This is a genomic window from Mycobacterium sp. Panama NTM2, from assembly GCF_054355555.1.
This window is the reverse complement of record NZ_CM135953.1, coordinates 513,846-529,112: the sequence shown is the minus strand read 5'-3', so window position 1 is coordinate 529,112 and position 15,267 is coordinate 513,846. Positions and strand designations below refer to the sequence as shown.

The 15,267-nt window shown below is 68.1% G+C and carries 13 protein-coding genes; 5 read left to right on the top strand and 8 right to left on the bottom strand.

Annotated elements, in window-relative coordinates; translation table 11 throughout:
- The first annotated feature begins 2 nt into the window (after positions 1–2).
- Entirely contained in the window at positions 3–269 is a 267-nt protein-coding gene (locus tag ACXYX3_RS02545) for a hypothetical protein (RefSeq protein ID WP_241205635.1), read from the top strand.
- Positions 250–1,509 (top strand): APC family permease, encoded by a 1,260-nt coding sequence (locus ACXYX3_RS02540; RefSeq protein ID WP_458610030.1) that lies wholly within the window; start codon positions 250–252, stop codon positions 1,507–1,509. The genes ACXYX3_RS02545 and ACXYX3_RS02540 overlap by 20 nt, the downstream gene beginning before the upstream one ends.
- Here the strand turns inward: ACXYX3_RS02540 and ACXYX3_RS02535 are convergent.
- Genes ACXYX3_RS02535 through ACXYX3_RS02510 form a run of 6 tightly spaced genes read right to left on the bottom strand, consistent with a single transcriptional unit; the run spans position 1,472 to position 9,403 of the window.
- Positions 1,472–2,152 (bottom strand): response regulator, encoded by a 681-nt coding sequence (locus ACXYX3_RS02535; protein ID WP_458610029.1) that lies wholly within the window; start codon positions 2,150–2,152, stop codon positions 1,472–1,474. The genes ACXYX3_RS02540 and ACXYX3_RS02535 overlap by 38 nt on opposite strands.
- On the bottom strand, positions 2,149–4,683 hold the full coding sequence (locus tag ACXYX3_RS02530) for an ATP-binding protein (protein WP_458610028.1): 2,535 nt from the start codon (positions 4,681–4,683) through the stop codon (positions 2,149–2,151). Before ACXYX3_RS02530 ends, ACXYX3_RS02535 begins: the two co-directional genes overlap by 4 nt.
- A 4-nt stretch (positions 4,684–4,687) precedes the next feature.
- Entirely contained in the window at positions 4,688–5,533 is an 846-nt protein-coding gene (locus ACXYX3_RS02525) for a potassium-transporting ATPase subunit C (protein ID WP_458610027.1), read from the bottom strand.
- Between the two features lie 2 nt (positions 5,534–5,535).
- A complete protein-coding gene (gene kdpB, locus ACXYX3_RS02520) occupies positions 5,536–7,644 on the bottom strand; it encodes a potassium-transporting ATPase subunit KdpB (RefSeq protein WP_458610026.1) in 2,109 nt (702 codons plus the stop codon).
- Entirely contained in the window at positions 7,644–9,314 is a 1,671-nt protein-coding gene (kdpA, locus tag ACXYX3_RS02515; RefSeq protein WP_458610025.1) for a potassium-transporting ATPase subunit KdpA, read from the bottom strand. The genes kdpB and kdpA overlap by 1 nt, the downstream gene beginning before the upstream one ends.
- Positions 9,314–9,403 (bottom strand): potassium-transporting ATPase subunit F, encoded by a 90-nt coding sequence (locus ACXYX3_RS02510; protein ID WP_458610024.1) that lies wholly within the window; start codon positions 9,401–9,403, stop codon positions 9,314–9,316. The genes kdpA and ACXYX3_RS02510 overlap by 1 nt, the downstream gene beginning before the upstream one ends.
- A gap of 457 nt (positions 9,404–9,860) precedes the next feature.
- Here ACXYX3_RS02510 and ACXYX3_RS02505 point away from each other — a divergent pair, with 457 nt between their 5' ends.
- From ACXYX3_RS02505 to ACXYX3_RS02495, 3 genes are read left to right on the top strand one after another with little or no spacing between them, the layout of a single operon-like run.
- A complete protein-coding gene (locus tag ACXYX3_RS02505; protein WP_458610023.1) occupies positions 9,861–10,493 on the top strand; it encodes a type III PLP-dependent enzyme domain-containing protein in 633 nt (210 codons plus the stop codon).
- Positions 10,487–11,011, top strand: a complete 525-nt coding sequence (locus ACXYX3_RS02500; RefSeq protein ID WP_458610022.1) for a DUF6611 family protein — start codon at positions 10,487–10,489, stop codon at positions 11,009–11,011. The genes ACXYX3_RS02505 and ACXYX3_RS02500 overlap by 7 nt, the downstream gene beginning before the upstream one ends.
- Positions 11,012–11,051: 40 nt before the next feature.
- A complete protein-coding gene (locus ACXYX3_RS02495; RefSeq protein WP_458610021.1) occupies positions 11,052–12,341 on the top strand; it encodes a uracil-xanthine permease family protein in 1,290 nt (429 codons plus the stop codon).
- Here ACXYX3_RS02495 and ACXYX3_RS02490 read toward each other — a convergent pair.
- Entirely contained in the window at positions 12,295–13,755 is a 1,461-nt protein-coding gene (locus tag ACXYX3_RS02490) for a M28 family peptidase (RefSeq protein WP_458610020.1), read from the bottom strand. The genes ACXYX3_RS02495 and ACXYX3_RS02490 overlap by 47 nt on opposite strands.
- Entirely contained in the window at positions 13,752–15,266 is a 1,515-nt protein-coding gene (locus ACXYX3_RS02485) for a M28 family metallopeptidase (protein WP_458610019.1), read from the bottom strand. Before ACXYX3_RS02485 ends, ACXYX3_RS02490 begins: the two co-directional genes overlap by 4 nt.
- Between the last annotated feature and the right edge of the window lies 1 nt (position 15,267).

The window sequence follows — 15,267 nt, the reverse complement described above, 5'->3', positions numbered from 1 at the left end:
CTGTGCCGCAACAGAATTCCCCCGCCGCCAAGACCGCGGGCCTCGCCTTGGCTGCAACCGGCCTGTCACACTTCGTCGCCCCGCAGATCTACGAGGGCATGACCAAGGCTGCGTTCCCCGACAACACCCGCACTCACGTGTTCATCGACGGCGGCATCGAGACCGCCCTCGGACTGGGTATTGCCGCGCCCAAGACGCGCAAGCTCGCGCTGGTCGGGGCGCTCGTTTACCTGGCCTATCTGGCCGGGAATGTCATCCGCAAGAAGTAACGAGCCCGCGCTGCAGCGACGGCTCGGCACTCTCGACACCGTCGTGCTCGGGCTGGGCGCCATGATCGGCGCGGGCATCTTCGTCGCGCTCGCGCCCGCCGCGGCCGTCGCCGGCACCGGGCTGCTGATCGGGCTGGGCATTGCCGCGGTCGTCGCGTGTTGCAATGCGCTGTCCTCGGCGTGGCTGGCCGCGCGCCATCCGCAGTCCGGCGGCACCTACGTGTACGGCCGCGAACGTCTGGGCCCGTTCTGGGGGCACACGGCCGGCTGGAGTTTCGTGGTCGGTAAGACGGCGTCGTGCGCCGCCATGGCGTTGACGGTGGGCCACTACGCGTGGCCCGCACATGCGACCGCGGTGGCGGTGGCCTCGGTGGTGGCACTGACCGCGATCGGCTATGCGGGAGTGCAGAAGTCGGCGCTTCTGACCCGTGTGATCGTCGCCGCGGTGCTGGCGGTGCTGGTGCTCGTCGTCGTGCTGATCGTCAGCGGCGGCGATCCGCAGGCAGGCCGCCTGGCCGGTGACGATCCGTCGCCGTACGGCGTCCTGCAGGCCGCCGGGTTGTTGTTCTTCGCGTTCGCCGGGTACGCCCGGATCGCGACTTTGGGCGAGGAGGTGCGCGACCCGGCCCGCACCATTCCGCGGGCGGTGATGATCGCGCTGGGCATCACGCTGGTCGTGTACGCGGTGGTGGCCGTCGCGGTGCTCGCCGAGCTCGGCAGCGAACGGTTGGCCGCCGCGGATGCGCCGCTGTCGGAAGCGATCCGGTCCGCGGGCTTCGGTCCCCTGGCGCCGATCGTCAGCGTCGCCGCGGCGATCAGTGCGCTGGGTGCACTGCTGGCCCTGATGCTCGGGGTGTCGCGCACGACGTTGGCGATGGCCCGCGACCGGCACCTGCCGCACGCGCTCGCCGCGGTGCATCCGCGCCACGGCACGCCGCACCGCGCCGAGTTGGCGGTCGGCGCCGTGGTCGCGGTCGTCACCGCGCTGGTCGATGTGCGCGGCGCGATCGGCTTCTCGTCGTTCGGCGTCCTGCTCTACTACGCGATCGCGAATGCGTCGGCGTTCACGCTGGGCCGCCGCGTGGTACCCGCGGTCGGCCTGATCGGTTGTCTCACTTTGGCTTTCACTCTGCCCCTGAGCTCGGTGGTGGCGGGCGCCGCGGTCGTGGCCGCCGGCATGGGCACCTACGCCGTGCAGCGGCTCAGGGCCGGAAGCGGTGACCCATCCCGGCTTCGGTGACCAGGTGCACCGGGTGCGCCGGGTCGTCTTCGAGTTTGCGGCGCAGCTGCGCCAGGTAGACCCGAAGATAGTGACTGGACTTCGCATACGTCGGTCCCCACACCTCGGTCAGGAGCTGCTCACGGGTGACGAGCTTGCCGCTGTTGCGGACCAGCAGTTCCAGAATCCCCCACTCGGTCGGTGTCAGATGTACCACCGCACCGTTCTTGGTGACTTCCTTCGTGGCCAGATCGACGGTGAACGAGGATGTCTCGACGACAGGATCGCTTCCGGGGCCCGTCGACGAGGAACGGCGGACAGCAGCCCGCAGCCTGGCCAGGAATTCGTCCATGCCGAAGGGTTTGGTGACGTAGTCGTCGGCGCCGGCGTCGAGTGCAGCCACCTTGTCCGACGAATCCGTACGCGCCGAGAGGACGATCACCGGCGCGGACAGCCAGCCGCGCAGCCCGCCGAGCACGTCGATGCCACTCATGTCGGGCAGGCCGAGGTCCAGCACGATGACGTCGGGCCGGAAGTCGGCGGCGGCGCGCAACGCTTCGGCTCCGGTAGCCGCCGTCCTGACGTCATATCCCCGTACCGACAGGTTGATCCGCAGCGCCCGCAGGATCTGGGGCTCGTCGTCGACGACGAGTACGCGGGTCACCGTGTCTCCTCCTGCGGGGCAGGGAGATCGATCTCGACGGTCAGACCGCCTCCGGGGGTGTCCGCGACGGAGATCGATCCGCCCATCGCCTCGACGAATCCCCGCGCGACCGAGAGGCCGAGGCCGACGCCACTGCTGTTGTCCTGGTCTCCGAGGCGCTGGAAGGCGTCGAAGATCTGTTCCTCGCTGCCCCGGGAGATGCCCGGTCCTTCGTCGGCGACCGCGATCAGCACGCGATCGCCCACCTGGCCGGCGGTGATCCGGACCGGACCGTCGGGCGCGTAGCGCAGCGCGTTGTCGATCAGGTTCGCGAGCACACGTTCGAGCAGCCCGCCATCGGCCACCACGACCTGGTGTCCCACATCCACTTTCACCCGGTCGAGCTGCTCGGCCCGGCCGTATCCGGTCACCCCGCGGCTGATACCGACGAGCGCCCGCTGGACGGTCTCTTCCAGGTACACCCGGCTCAGCTGAGGGCGCACGACTCCGGCCGCGAGCCGGGACGAGTCGAGCAGATTCCCGACGAGCGCGGTGAGCTGATCGGTCGATTCCTCGATGGTGGCCAGGAGTTCAGCCGTGTCGTCCTCCGAGAACGCGATGTCGGTGCTGCGCAGACTGGACACCGCGGCCTTGGCGGCGGCCAAGGGCGTGCGCAGGTCGTGGCTGACGGCCGAGAGCAGCGAGCGGCGCAATTCGTCCGCGCGCGCGATGGATTCGGCCTCGCCCGCCTCTGCGGCCAGCTCGCGCTGCCGGACCAGGCCGGCGGCCTGTTTGGCGACGGCGGTCAGCACGCGTCGATCGCGGGCGGGTAGTTTCTTGCCCGCGAGCAACAGCCAGAACTCGTCGTCGCCGACCTCGATCGCCGTGTCGGCCGTGTCGACGTCGACGCAGGGTTGCGCACCGACGCAGCCGACGATCTCGTCGGTGCCGTCGGTCCGGCGAAGCAGGCTGACGGCCCGCTGTGCGTAGGTCTCCCGGACCCGCTCGAGCAGCGCGTCGAGGTCTGCGCCGCGTAGCACCGACCCTGCGAACAGTGCGAGCAGTTCCGCCTCCTGCGCGGCGCGGCGCGCTTCCCGGGTGCGGTTGACCGACTGGTCGACCAGCGCGGCGACGGCGACGGCCACCAGCAGCAGGACGACGATCGTCACCGCGCTGTCGGGCTCAGCGATGGTGAACGTGTGCCGCGGTTCGACGAGGAAGAAGTTCAGCAGCAGACCCGAGAGCACCGCCGACAGCGCCGCCGGCGCGATCCCGCCGAGCAGCGCGACCACGAGCACACCGATGAAGAAGATCGCGCTCTCGCCGCTGACGTCGAGCACCGCATCGAGCACCCCGACGACGAACGCGCAGATCACCGTCGGTACGAGGACTGCCGCGAGCCACGAGGACACGTGCCGGTTCCGCGGCACGAGGGCTGCCCAGCGAAACCCCTGAGCGGCCTCCGGATGCGTCACCATGTGCACGTCGATCGCCGCGGACTCCTGCACGACCGTCGCCCCGATGCCCTCGTCGAAGATGCGCGCCCAGCGGGAGCGCCGCGAGGTTCCCAGCACCAGCTGGGTGGCGTTCATCTCGCGGGCGAAGTCCAGCAGAGCGGCGGGCACATCGTCACCGACGACGGTGTGCAGTGTCGCACCGAGGTTGGCCACGAGCTCCCGCACCCTGCCCATGTGGGAGGCCGACACGCCGGAAAGACCGTCGCCGCGCACGACGTGCACGACCATGAGCTCGGCGCTGGACTTCGAGGCGATCCGTGATGCCCGGCGGATCAACGTCTCGGACTCCGGGCCGCCGGTGACCGCGACCACCACCCGCTCGCGTGCCTCCCAGGTCGCGGTGATGGCGTTCTCTTCGCGGTATTTCGCGAGCGCGGCGTCGACCTGATCGGCCAGCCACAGCAGTGCCAGCTCCCGCAACGCGGTCAGATTGCCCCGTCTGAAGTAGTTCGACAAGGCGGCGTCGATTCGCTCCGGTGCGTAGACGTTGCCGTGGGAAAGCCTGCGCCGCAGGGCTTCCGGGGTGATGTCGACGAGCTCGATCTGGTCGGCGGCGCGCACCACCTCGTCGGGCACCTTCTCCTGCTGCTCGACGCCGGTGATCTGGGTGACCACGTCGTTGAGGCTTTCCAGGTGCTGCACGTTCACCGTGGTGATCACGGTGATGCCCGCGTCGAGGAGCTCGTCGACGTCCTGCCAGCGCTTGGTGTTCTTGCTGCCCGGGGTGTTGGTGTGCGCGAGCTCGTCGACGAGCACCACCTGGGGCTTGCGTGCCAGGATCGCCGGGACGTCGAGTTCGGGGAACCGGCTCCCGCGGTAGGCGATGTGGCGCGGCGGGATGACCTCGATGCCCTCGAGCAGCTCCGCGGTCTTCTTACGGCCGTGCGTCTCGACCACGCCGGCCACCAGATCGGTACCCCGCTCGAGGCGTCGGTGCGCCTCACCGAGCATGGCGAAAGTCTTGCCGACGCCGGGAGCTGCGCCCAGGTAGATGCGCAGCTCCCCGCGCTTGGGCTGCCGATCGTCGGAGGACATGGATCTATTGTCGCGCCGGATACTGTTCATCGAGGGCGAGGTTCACTTCCAGCACGTTGACCGCCGGCTCCCCGAAGAACCCGAGCACGCGCCCGGAGGTGTGGTCGGCGACGACAGCCTCGATCTTGTCGGGCGACACTCCCCGTGCGCGAGCGACCCGCTGCACCTGCAACGCGGCGTATGCCGGGGAGATGTGCGGGTCGAGACCGCTGCCGCTGGCGGTGACCGCGTCGGCGGGAACGGCCGGATCCGCCGGGGCGCTTCCACGAATCGGCACGATCCGACCGGCGCTGTAGTCCGCGCCGGCCTGCGCGCACTCGACGCGCACGCCCTGGTAGGTGCGCACGAACGGGATCGCCACGGTGTCGCACGGTTCGTTGACGCTCACCACCCGGGAGTCTCCGAACACCGAGAGCACCGCACCGACTCCGCCGCTGGTGCAGAACGGGCGCGAGCCGTCGACACCCTCGCGCTCGCCGACCGCCTTGCTGCGCATACACACCTGAGTCAACAGGCTCGGCGTGTCGGCGGTGTCGACGATGTCCTCCGGCCCGAGGTTGCTCGCGCTGGTCGCGAGGGGATCGTATCCATCTCCGGCTGCTGACGGTCGGCTCTGGAAGTACTGCGGCAGGGCGTTTCCGTCGGCATCGGTGAACGACTGACCGATGATGCTGCTGCCGACCGGCTTTCCGTCGACGTCGATGATCGAGCCGTCGGCATGGTGCGAGAGGCCGGGAAGCAGTGCCACCAGCCAGATCAGCACCGGGTAGCCGATACCGAGGATCACCGTGAAGACGAGCAGCGCCCGCAGCGCAGCCCAATGCTGCCGAATGAGGTTCGAGATTTTCATGATCACATTCCTGGGAGGAGTTGGACGAGCAGATCGATCAGCTTGATGCCGATGAACGGCGCGACGATCCCACCGAGCCCGTACAGAGAGAGGTTGCGGCTCAGCAGCTTCGAGGCACTGCTCGGGGTGTACCGGACACCGCGCAAGGCGAGCGGGATGAGTGCGACGATCACCACCGCGTTGAAGACGACCGCCGACAGGATCGCCGACTGCGGGCTGTGCAGCCGCATGATGTTGAGCAGATCCAGGCCGGGGAACAGCCCGACGAACAACGCCGGGATGATCGCGAAGTACTTCGCGATGTCGTTGGCGATGGAGAACGTCGTCAGCGCGCCCCGCGTGATCAACAGCTGTTTGCCGATCTCGACGATCTCGATCAGCTTCGTCGGGTCCGAGTCGAGATCGACCATGTTCCCAGCCTCTTTGGCCGCCGACGTGCCGCTGTTCATCGCGACGCCGACGTCGGCCTGCGCGAGCGCGGGCGCGTCGTTGGTCCCATCGCCGGTCATCGCCACCAGCTTGCCGCCGGCCTGCTCCTTCTTGATCAGCGCCATCTTGTCTTCCGGGGTGGCTTCGGCGAGGAAGTCGTCCACTCCCGCTTCATCGGCAATCGCTTTGGCGGTCAACGGGTTGTCCCCGGTGATCATCACGGTGCGGATGCCCATGCGGCGCATCTCGTCGAAGCGTTCCCGCATGCCCTCTTTGACGACGTCCTTCAGGTGGATCACCCCGAGGATCCGTGCGACGCCGTTGCGCATCTCGCCGACCACCAGCGGGGTGCCGCCGGCCGCCGAGATGCCGTCGACGATGTCGCCGAGCTGGGTCGGCACCTCACCGCCCTGGCTGCGGATCCACTCCGCGACCGAACTGGCGGCGCCCTTGCGGAGCTGCTGGTCGTCGGTCCCGTCTTTGAGGTCCACACCGGACATCCGGGTGGTGGCGGAGAATTCGATCCAGGTGGCGTGCGCCAACTCGCCGGGGGTACGGGCCCGCAGCCCGTACCGCTGTTTGGCGAACACGACGATCGAGCGCCCCTCGGGGGTCTCGTCGGCGAGGCTGGAGAGCTGCGCCGCATCGGCGAGCTGGTCCTCACTGATGCCGTTGATCGGCACGAAGGCACCCGCCTGCCGGTTGCCGAGCGTGATGGTGCCGGTCTTGTCCAGCAGCAGGGTGTTGACATCACCGGCGGCCTCCACGGCCCGGCCGGACATGGCCAAGACGTTGCGTTGCACGAGGCGATCCATGCCCGCGATGCCGATGGCGGACAGCAGCGCGCCGATGGTGGTGGGGATCAGGCACACCAGCAGCGACACCATCACGATGCCGGTCACGCCGTTGCCGTCGAGTGCGAGGCTGTCGGGCACGCCCGGGTTGTTCGTCTTCGAATAGATCGCCAGTGGCTGCAGCGTGACGACGGCGAACACGAAGATGATCGTCAGCGACGCCAGGAGGATGTTCAGGGCGATCTCGTTGGGCGTCTTCTGCCGGTTGGCCCCCTCGACGAGGGAGATCATCCGGTCGATGAAACTCTCGCCCGGCTTCTGCGTGATCCGCACGACGATCCGGTCCGACAACACCGTCGTACCGCCGGTGACGGCCGACCGGTCGCCGCCGGATTCCCGGATCACTGGCGCGGATTCACCGGTGATCGCCGATTCACCGACCGAGGCAATGCCTTCGACGACGTCACCGTCCCCGGGGATGACCTGGCCGGCTTCCACGACCACCACGTCGCCCTGCTGCAGCAGCGGGGCGGCGACCCCCTCTTCGCGGGTCGGCGCCCCCGGTTGCCAGTCGACGAGCCGACGTGCCATCGTCGAGGTCTTGGTCTTGCGCAGCGATTCCGCCTGCGCCTTCCCCCGGCCTTCCGCGACAGCTTCCGCCAGGTTGGCGAAAATCACAGTGAGCCAGAGCCATACGACGATCAACCAGCCGAACCAGCTCGGATCGACGAGCGCCAGGACGGTACTCCACACAGCGCCGATCTCGACGATGAACATGACGGGGTTGCGCCACAGGGTGCGTGGATCCAGTTTGGCCAACGCGCTGGGCAACGACGTGCGCATCATGGCCGGATCGAGAAGGCCACTGTGGGCATTGGTGACGGACATCAGTGGATTCCTTCGGCGAGGGGCCCGAGGGCGAGCATGGGGAGAAAAGTCAATGCGACGAGGATCAGTGTCACGCCGGCGACCATGCCGACGAACTGCGGCCGGTGGGTGGGCAACGTGCCGATCGACTCCGGGGTCTTGCCCTGTCGGGCAAGGGAACCGGCGAGGGCCAGCGCGAAGATGATCGGAAGGAAGCGACCGAAGACCATCGCCAGGCCCAAGGCGGTGTTGTACCACTCGGTGTTGACGGTGAGGCCCGCGAATGCCGACCCGTTGTTGTTGGCGGCCGAGGTGAACGCATACAGCACCTCGGAGACTCCATGCGGGCCGGTGTTGAGCATGCCGGCCCGCTGTCCGGGCATCGCCATCGCTGCAGCGGTTCCAGTCAGCACGATCAGCGGAGTGATCAGGAAATACGTTGCAGCCAACTTGATCTCGCGGGGCGTGATCTTCTTTCCCAGGTACTCCGGGGTGCGACCGACCATCAGACCAGCCACGAATACGGTGATGACGGCGAGGATGAGCATGCCGTAGAGCCCCGAGCCGACTCCGCCCGGTGCGACCTCGCCGAGCTGCATGTTGAACAGCAACATTCCCCCGCCGAGACTGGTGTATGAGTCGTGGAACGAGTCGACTGCTCCGCAGGAGGTCAGTGTGGTCATCGCGGCGAAGACGGCCGAATTGGCCACGCCGAAGCGTTGTTCCACGCCCTCCATCGCACCCCCGACCGCGGTCGGCACCGTGCCGTGTGCCTGCAGCTGCACGAACAGTGTGATGGTGAAGCTGATCAGCGCCAGCGTCGTCATGACTGCGGCGATCGCATACCCCTGCTTCTTGCTGCCGACCATACGACCGAACGTGCGGGGCAACGAGAAACCGATGGCGCCGATCAGGAGGATCTCGAACCAGTTCGTCCAGCTCGTCGGGTTCTCGAACGGGTGCGCGGAGTTGACGTTGTAGAAGCCGCCACCGTTGGTGCCCAACTCCTTGATGACCTCCTGGCTGGCGACGGGCCCGCCCGGGATGGTCTGTTGTGCGCCGGCGAGCGTGTCGACGATCTGGTCGTAGTTGTGGAAGTTCTGCACCACACCGCCCGCGACGAGGATGATGGCGCCGACGATCGAGATCGGCAGCAGGATCCGAATGGTCGTGCGCACCAGATCGACCCAGAAGTTGCCGAGGTCACCGGTGCTCTTGCGGGCGAAGCCCCGGACCACCGCGATCGCGACACTCATGCCGACGGCGGCGGAGACGAAGTTCTGCACGGCGAAGCCGGCCATCTGCACGAGGTGGCTGTTGGTGGATTCGCCGGAGTAGGCCTGCCAGTTGGTGTTGGTGACGAAGCTGACCGCTGTGTTCCAGGCCAGCGCAGGCGTCATCGGAGTTGCGGGGTCGTTCAGGTGCAACGGCAGCTTGCCCTGCACCAGCTGCAGGATGAACAGGAACAGGATGCTGACCGCCGAGAAAGCGAGCACGCTGCGGGCGTACGCCCCCCAGGTCTGTTCGGCCCTCGGATCGGCGCCGATCAGCCGGTAGATCACACGCTCCCCCCCGAGGTGCCTCTCGGACGAGTAGACGCGGTACATGTAGTCGCCGAGCGGCACGTGGATGGCCACCAAGGCGACGACGAGCGAGACGAGGAACAGGATCCCCGCAGTGGTACTGCTCACTAGAACCTCTCGGGAAACAGTAGGGCGGCGAACACGAAGAGCGCGATCAGGACCCCCAGCACCAGGCCGACGGTGTTGGCGAAGCTCATAACTTTTCGACCAGCTTCTGCAGCAGGCCGAGCACGGCGAACACCGCCACGGTCAGCGCAACGAAGACGACTACAGACATGGTTCTCCCACACGAATGCGAGCCCGCGGATTTCGCAGGCCTGAACCAGCTTCAACGGCATTGACCGCATCGCCCAGCGTCTTTACGGTCTTTTGACGCCCGGCCTGCACACCTTTACGGCTTCCCACCGAAGGACGGCGGACGCCCCGTGGATCCGCCCGTCAAGGATCCGTGAAGCTTGACGACCCGACCGTAAAGAGTCCGCTAGGTGTCTGGCCCCCAACGCCCCGACGCGTGACTCTGGACTGTGAGGACTTCGAGATGAAGGAGGACGGGGTGACGATCTCGACGGTGTTCAACACCATCGCCGGAAACGTTGGGACGCACCGGCGCGCCGTGAACCTTGCCGACGCCCCGGCGCGAGACGCGGTCAGCCGGTGCTCAGCTATTCCGCTCATCGGCGGGCCCTGCGCGTCGCGTCGATGAGCGTTGCCGCAGAAACGTTGCGCGCCCCGGCGGTCGCCGAGTGGGCGCGACGCAGCGGAGTCGGCGTGCATGCTCACTCGGCAGCCGGATTGGACGGGGCGCTGTCTGCCGGAATAGAGCCGATGCACATCACCCTGCACTGCAGCGATGATCCTGCATTGATGCAGCGCGAAATATACCCCGCCATAGGCCAATTCGTCCTCACCTCGAAGACTCAGTGCGACATGCTCAGTGATACGGCAACGGTGACGCACCGAGTGCTGCTCGATGTCACCGCAAGCACCGACCCTCACTTCGGCCGTCACGTGGCGATGTCGCCGCGCCTCGAGATCATCGGCGCCCATTGCACGCTCGACCGTGGCGCTTGGAGCGCGAACACGGTCGCGTCGGTGATCGCCACCCTGAGCTGCCTGCGTCATCATCACGGCACCATCGCCGGCCGACTCAGCGTCGACGGTCTGGCGCCGACTCACGATGTGGCGCCGCGACAGCTCCGCGACGCCGCCGTCGGGCTCGAATCGTGCGTCGAGGACGCCTGCGCACGTTTCCGGTATCCCCGGCCGGCACTGGTCGTGCGATGCTGACCGCCGGCGTGCGGCGTGTCCTCGACGGTGATGCGGCGTGGGGTTCGCTGACGATTCAGCCCGACCGCTTCGGCACCCGTTACCTCTTGGTCGTCTACCCGCCGGGGACCACCTGCGCCGAACGGCGTCGGATCAGGATCTGGCGCGGTTGGCCCCTGTGGGGGGCATCGCTGTGGGTCCTGTCGGAGTTCGTGCTGGCACTCCACCTCGATCCGTGGCTCGCTCTGACGGCGTCGACAGGTCTCCTCGTCGTCTGCGCCGGCGCCGCCTACTCGGGTGCCGGTGCGGCTCGCGCGCGGGTCCGTGTGCTTGCGGCGACGTTGCTTCCGCGGCGTTACGATCCTGTGTCTGCGGATATGTGTGAGGCGATGCAGTACCTGGCGAAAATTCTGCGGGACGCCGCATCACGGCGGGCGACCGGACAAATCACCGGCGAGCAATTCGAGATGACGTGGTGGACGGTCTACGACGCGATGGCGTGGATCCGGGCGGATTCAGCGTCCCGGCAGCTCAGCTGATTGCGCTGCGGCACACCCCGAAATGGTGTGTAGTGCCAGGATGCCCGTCTCCTGGAAACGTGTCGATTCGAAAGCCGACCCGTCCTTCGTCGTCGCGCCCGACGAGCGCCTGAGCTGGCCCCGCACCATCGGGCTGGGCGCCCAGCACGTCGTCGCGATGTTCGGCGCGACGTTCCTGGTGCCGGTGCTGACCGGGTTCCCACCGGCCACCACGCTGCTGTTCTCCGGTGTCGGCACCCTGCTGTTCCTGCTGATCACCGGCAATCGGCTGCCCAGCTACCTGGGGTCGAGCTTCTCGGTGATCGCACCGATCACCGCGGCGGTGGCCTCCGACGGCGCCGGCAGCGCACTGGGCGGCATCATCGCCGTCGGCGTGCTGCTGATGATCGTCGGTGCCGTCGTACACGTCGCCGGCACACGCTGGATCGACCTGACGCTGCCGCCCGTCGTCACCGGGGCGATCGTCGCGCTGATCGGACTCAACCTGGCCCCGGTGGCCAAGTCGAACTTCGAGAAGGGGCCCGTCCTCGGAATCGTCACGCTGGTGCTGCTGGTCGCGGTGCTCGCGTTCTTCCGCGGGATGATCGGCCGGCTCGCGATCTTCCTCGCGGTCGCAGCGGGTTACGTGCTCGCGCTGATCCTCGGGCAGATCGACACCTCGGGCATCGCGGCGGCGCCGTGGATCGGGCTACCGCAGTTTCAGGCACCGACGTTCTCACTGTCGGTGCTGCCGCTGTTCCTGCCGGCGGTGGTCGCGTTGATCGCCGAGAATATCGGCCACGTAAAGTCGGTGGGCCAGATGACGCAGCGCGACATGGACCCGCTGATGGGCCGGGCGCTGGCCGCCGACGGGGTGGCGACCACCCTCGCCGGTTTCGGCGGCGGGTCGGCGACCACCACGTATGCGGAGAACATCGGCGTGATGGCCGCGACCCGGGTCTATTCGACCGCGCCGTACTGGATCGCTGCCGGCGTGGCGATCCTGCTGTCGTTATGCCCCAAGGTGGGAGCGGCGATCTCCGCGGTACCGGCGGGAGTGTTGGGCGGTGCGACCGTGGTGCTCTACGGTCTGGTCGGCATTCTCGGTGTGCGGATCTGGCTGACCAACCACGTGGACTTCTCACTACCCGTCAACCAGATGACCGCGGCCATCCCGCTGATCATCGGCATCGCCGACTTCACCTGGACCGCAGGCGATCTGCAGTTCACCGGTATCGCTTTGGGGTCGATCGCCGCGCTGATCGTCTACCACGGGATGCGGCTGCTGGGGTACAGATCGGGTCCTAGGGCGCACGCCGATTCCGCTGATCCCGCGCCGGAACCCCGTTAGCGCCCTCGATCGACTGCGCATAGCCGCCGACCGCGGCCGCCGCGGCCGAGGCCATGACGCCCAACGCCTTTCGGTCGACGTTCTCGATGGTGTCACCGCGCCGGTGATAGTCGGGGTCGAACGCGACACCGGCGCGACCACCCCAGATACGGGCCTGCACCTCTGATTTGATCTGCGATGTCCCGGTGGTCAGGCCGCCGACCGGTACGCCTGCGGCGACGAACGGCGCGTAGTCGGTACCGCTCGTCATCGGCATGTCGGCCGGCCGCACACCCGTGTCGTAGAGTCGCGCGGCCAGAGTGCGCTCGATGCCCGCAGATCCGTCCGGCAGCGGGCGCACGTTCGCCGCTGTCTGCGCCGACTGATCGCCGTCGAGGGTGAAGTAACCCGCATTCGGGGACCCGATGACGTCGAGATCCAGATAGAGCGCGATGGCGGCGAGTTCGTCGGGCTCCATCGCGCGCAGGTACGCCGCGGAGCCGTCGGCCGACACCTCGCCCCCGCCCCAGAATGCGAACCGAACAGCGTTGTCGGCGTTCGGTGTCGGGCCCAGTTGCAGCGCGGTCTCCAACACCGCTGCGACGCCCGAGCCGTTGTCGTCGATACCGGGCCCGCCCGCCACGCTGTCGAGATGGGCACCGACGACCACGACGTTGTCCGGGTCACCCGACGACGTCTGGGCGATCACGCTGCGCGACGTCGTCATCACCGGCTTGTCGTCGAGCACCAGCGTGACGGGGTCGGCGGTGCGCCGCAGCGCGGCATCCGCGGCCGGGTCGATGATGCCGACGGGAATCGACATGTGCTGGTAGTAGCCGGGAGTGAACAGACCGGCGGGGGCCCCGACCGGTCGGGACGGGGTGGCCTCGCTGACCACGAGTACACCGACTGCGCCGGCGGCGGCGGCCGCATCGTGTTTGGCCACCACCGAGCATCGGCTGTCGTCGACCACCGCGATGGCCCCCTTGATGGCGACGCCGGCGTAGTCGGCGGCGGTGCAGCCGGCGGCCGAGCGGGGCCGCCAGGTGAGCGCCTTCACCCCACCCGGCGCGGTGGTGAGCAGCAACGACGCCTGGTCGACGCGGAACCTGCGTCCGGCGACGGTCAGCGCGGGCGCACCGCCGCGGGAACCCGACAGCCGTTGGAACTCCGGCGTCTGTACATCGAAGCCCTTGTCCCGCAATGCCTTCGCGACGTAGTCGACACTCGCCTGATAGCCCGGCGTGCCGTCGGCACGGGTGCCGTCGTGCTCGTCGGCGATCGTCTGCAGCTCGCTCAGGTGGCGGTGCACACCGTCGACGGTGACGCGCTCGGCCATCTCGTCGGCCAGATCCGCGGGCGGCGCAGCGGACTGCGAGGAGCACGCAGTCAGGAGGGCGGCCAGCGCGACGACAGCCCGCGGCCACCGCGTCATGAGTCGCGCAGGGTGTGCCGAGTGCGGTCGTCGCGCACCGGAATGCCGTTGCGGCCACGCTGATCCTGCGCGTAGAGCCCCACGGCGTAGCCGACACCGCTGCCGTTGATCTGCATCGCCGTGCGATCGATCTTGTCGAAGGTGTCCGAGGCCTTGTGGTAGTTCGGATCGAACGGCTGATCGGCCTTTCCACCCCAGAGCTCGGCCTCCTCGGCGGTCATCTTGTCCTCCGCCCCCGAGAAGAGTCCGCCCGACGGTACGCCGGCGCGGGTGAAGGCGTCGTAGTCGGAGCGGCCGTCGAACGACGTGTCCTCGGCCTGCTTTCCGGCACTGTCGAGGTAGGCGACGAGGGACCGCTCGATTCCGGCCGATCCTTCAGGCACCCGCGGGACAGGCTGGTTGCCCAGGGCGGCGGACTGGTCACCGTCATAGGTGAAGTAGCCCGGGTTCGGCGACCCCAGCATGTCGAAGTTCAGGTAGAGCGCGATGTCGGTGAGCTGGTCGACATCGAGGGAGTTGACGTAGTTGTAGGAACCGAGCAGGCCCTCTTCCTCGGCGCCCCAGAATGCGAACCGCACCGCGTTGGCGACCTGCGGCGAACTGCCCAGTTGCAGAGCCGTTTCCAGGACCGCGGCCGTTCCCGAGCCGTTGTCGTTGATCCCGGGGCCTTCGGGCACGCTGTCCAGATGAGCACCGACGACCACGACGTCTGAGGTGGAACCGGTCTTGGTCTGTGCGATCACGTTGCGGGTCTTCTCGGTTCGCACCCCGGCGTTCATCCGGATCGTGGCTTGCTCGCCGGCTGCCTCGCGCAGTCGCGGCCCCTCGGCCTTGGCGACGCTGACGACCGGGATCGTGACGTCGGTGTCCTCGCCGAGCGTCCCGCCGGTCATCTCGCCGTCGGAGTTGTTGACCACGATCAGCGCGGCGGCGCCGCGGGAGGCAGCGGCGGTCTGCTTCTCCCCGAACGGGCACGAGCCGCGGTCGACGACCACGACGGCACCCTGGGTCGGCAGCCCGTCGTAGTCCTGCGCCGTACACCCGGGGGTGTCCTCGACGCGCGCCGCCACGATGGGCCCGGACACGCCCGCGCCGGGCGCACCGGCGGTGTACTGGAGCGGCCGGGCGGTGACGTCAGCGCCGTCGACGGTGAGTTTCGGCGCGTCGGCAAACGGCAACCGGACCTCGAACTCCGGGGTGTCGACGTCGAAATTCTTGTCCCGCAGCGCTTTTGCCACATAGTCCACGCTGGCTGCGTAGCCGCCGGTGCCCAGCGCCCGGTTCCCGCCGTTGGCGTCGGCGATGTCCTGCAGCGCCCGCATGTGGGCCATCGTCGCGTCGACGGTGACCTTGCGGGCCAGGGAATCGGCGAACTGCCCTGCCGCGCCCGCGTCGACCGAGGGCGTAGGGGACGGAGCAGGCTGGCTGTCGCGGCTGCATCCGCCCGCGACGAGCAGTGCGACGGCGAGCAGGACCGCCGGTCGCAGTCGGGTGTGGATCACCCGCACCACG

Bases quoted from the DNA above. Each gene is read 5' to 3' on its own strand.
- ACXYX3_RS02540 (WP_458610030.1), top strand. From the start codon at position 250: ATGTCATCCGCAAGAAGTAACGAGCCCGCGCTGCAGCGACGGCTCGGC.
- ACXYX3_RS02530 (WP_458610028.1), bottom strand. From the start codon at position 4,683: ATGTCCTCCGACGATCGGCAGCCCAAGCGCGGGGAGCTGCGCATCTAC.
- ACXYX3_RS02525 (WP_458610027.1), bottom strand. From the start codon at position 5,533: ATGAAAATCTCGAACCTCATTCGGCAGCATTGGGCTGCGCTGCGGGCG.
- kdpB (WP_458610026.1), bottom strand. From the start codon at position 7,644: ATGTCCGTCACCAATGCCCACAGTGGCCTTCTCGATCCGGCCATGATG.
- ACXYX3_RS02510 (WP_458610024.1), bottom strand. From the start codon at position 9,403: ATGAGCTTCGCCAACACCGTCGGCCTGGTGCTGGGGGTCCTGATCGCG.
- ACXYX3_RS02500 (WP_458610022.1), top strand. From the start codon at position 10,487: ATGCTGACCGCCGGCGTGCGGCGTGTCCTCGACGGTGATGCGGCGTGG.
- ACXYX3_RS02495 (WP_458610021.1), top strand. From the start codon at position 11,052: ATGCCCGTCTCCTGGAAACGTGTCGATTCGAAAGCCGACCCGTCCTTC.
- ACXYX3_RS02490 (WP_458610020.1), bottom strand. From the start codon at position 13,755: ATGACGCGGTGGCCGCGGGCTGTCGTCGCGCTGGCCGCCCTCCTGACT.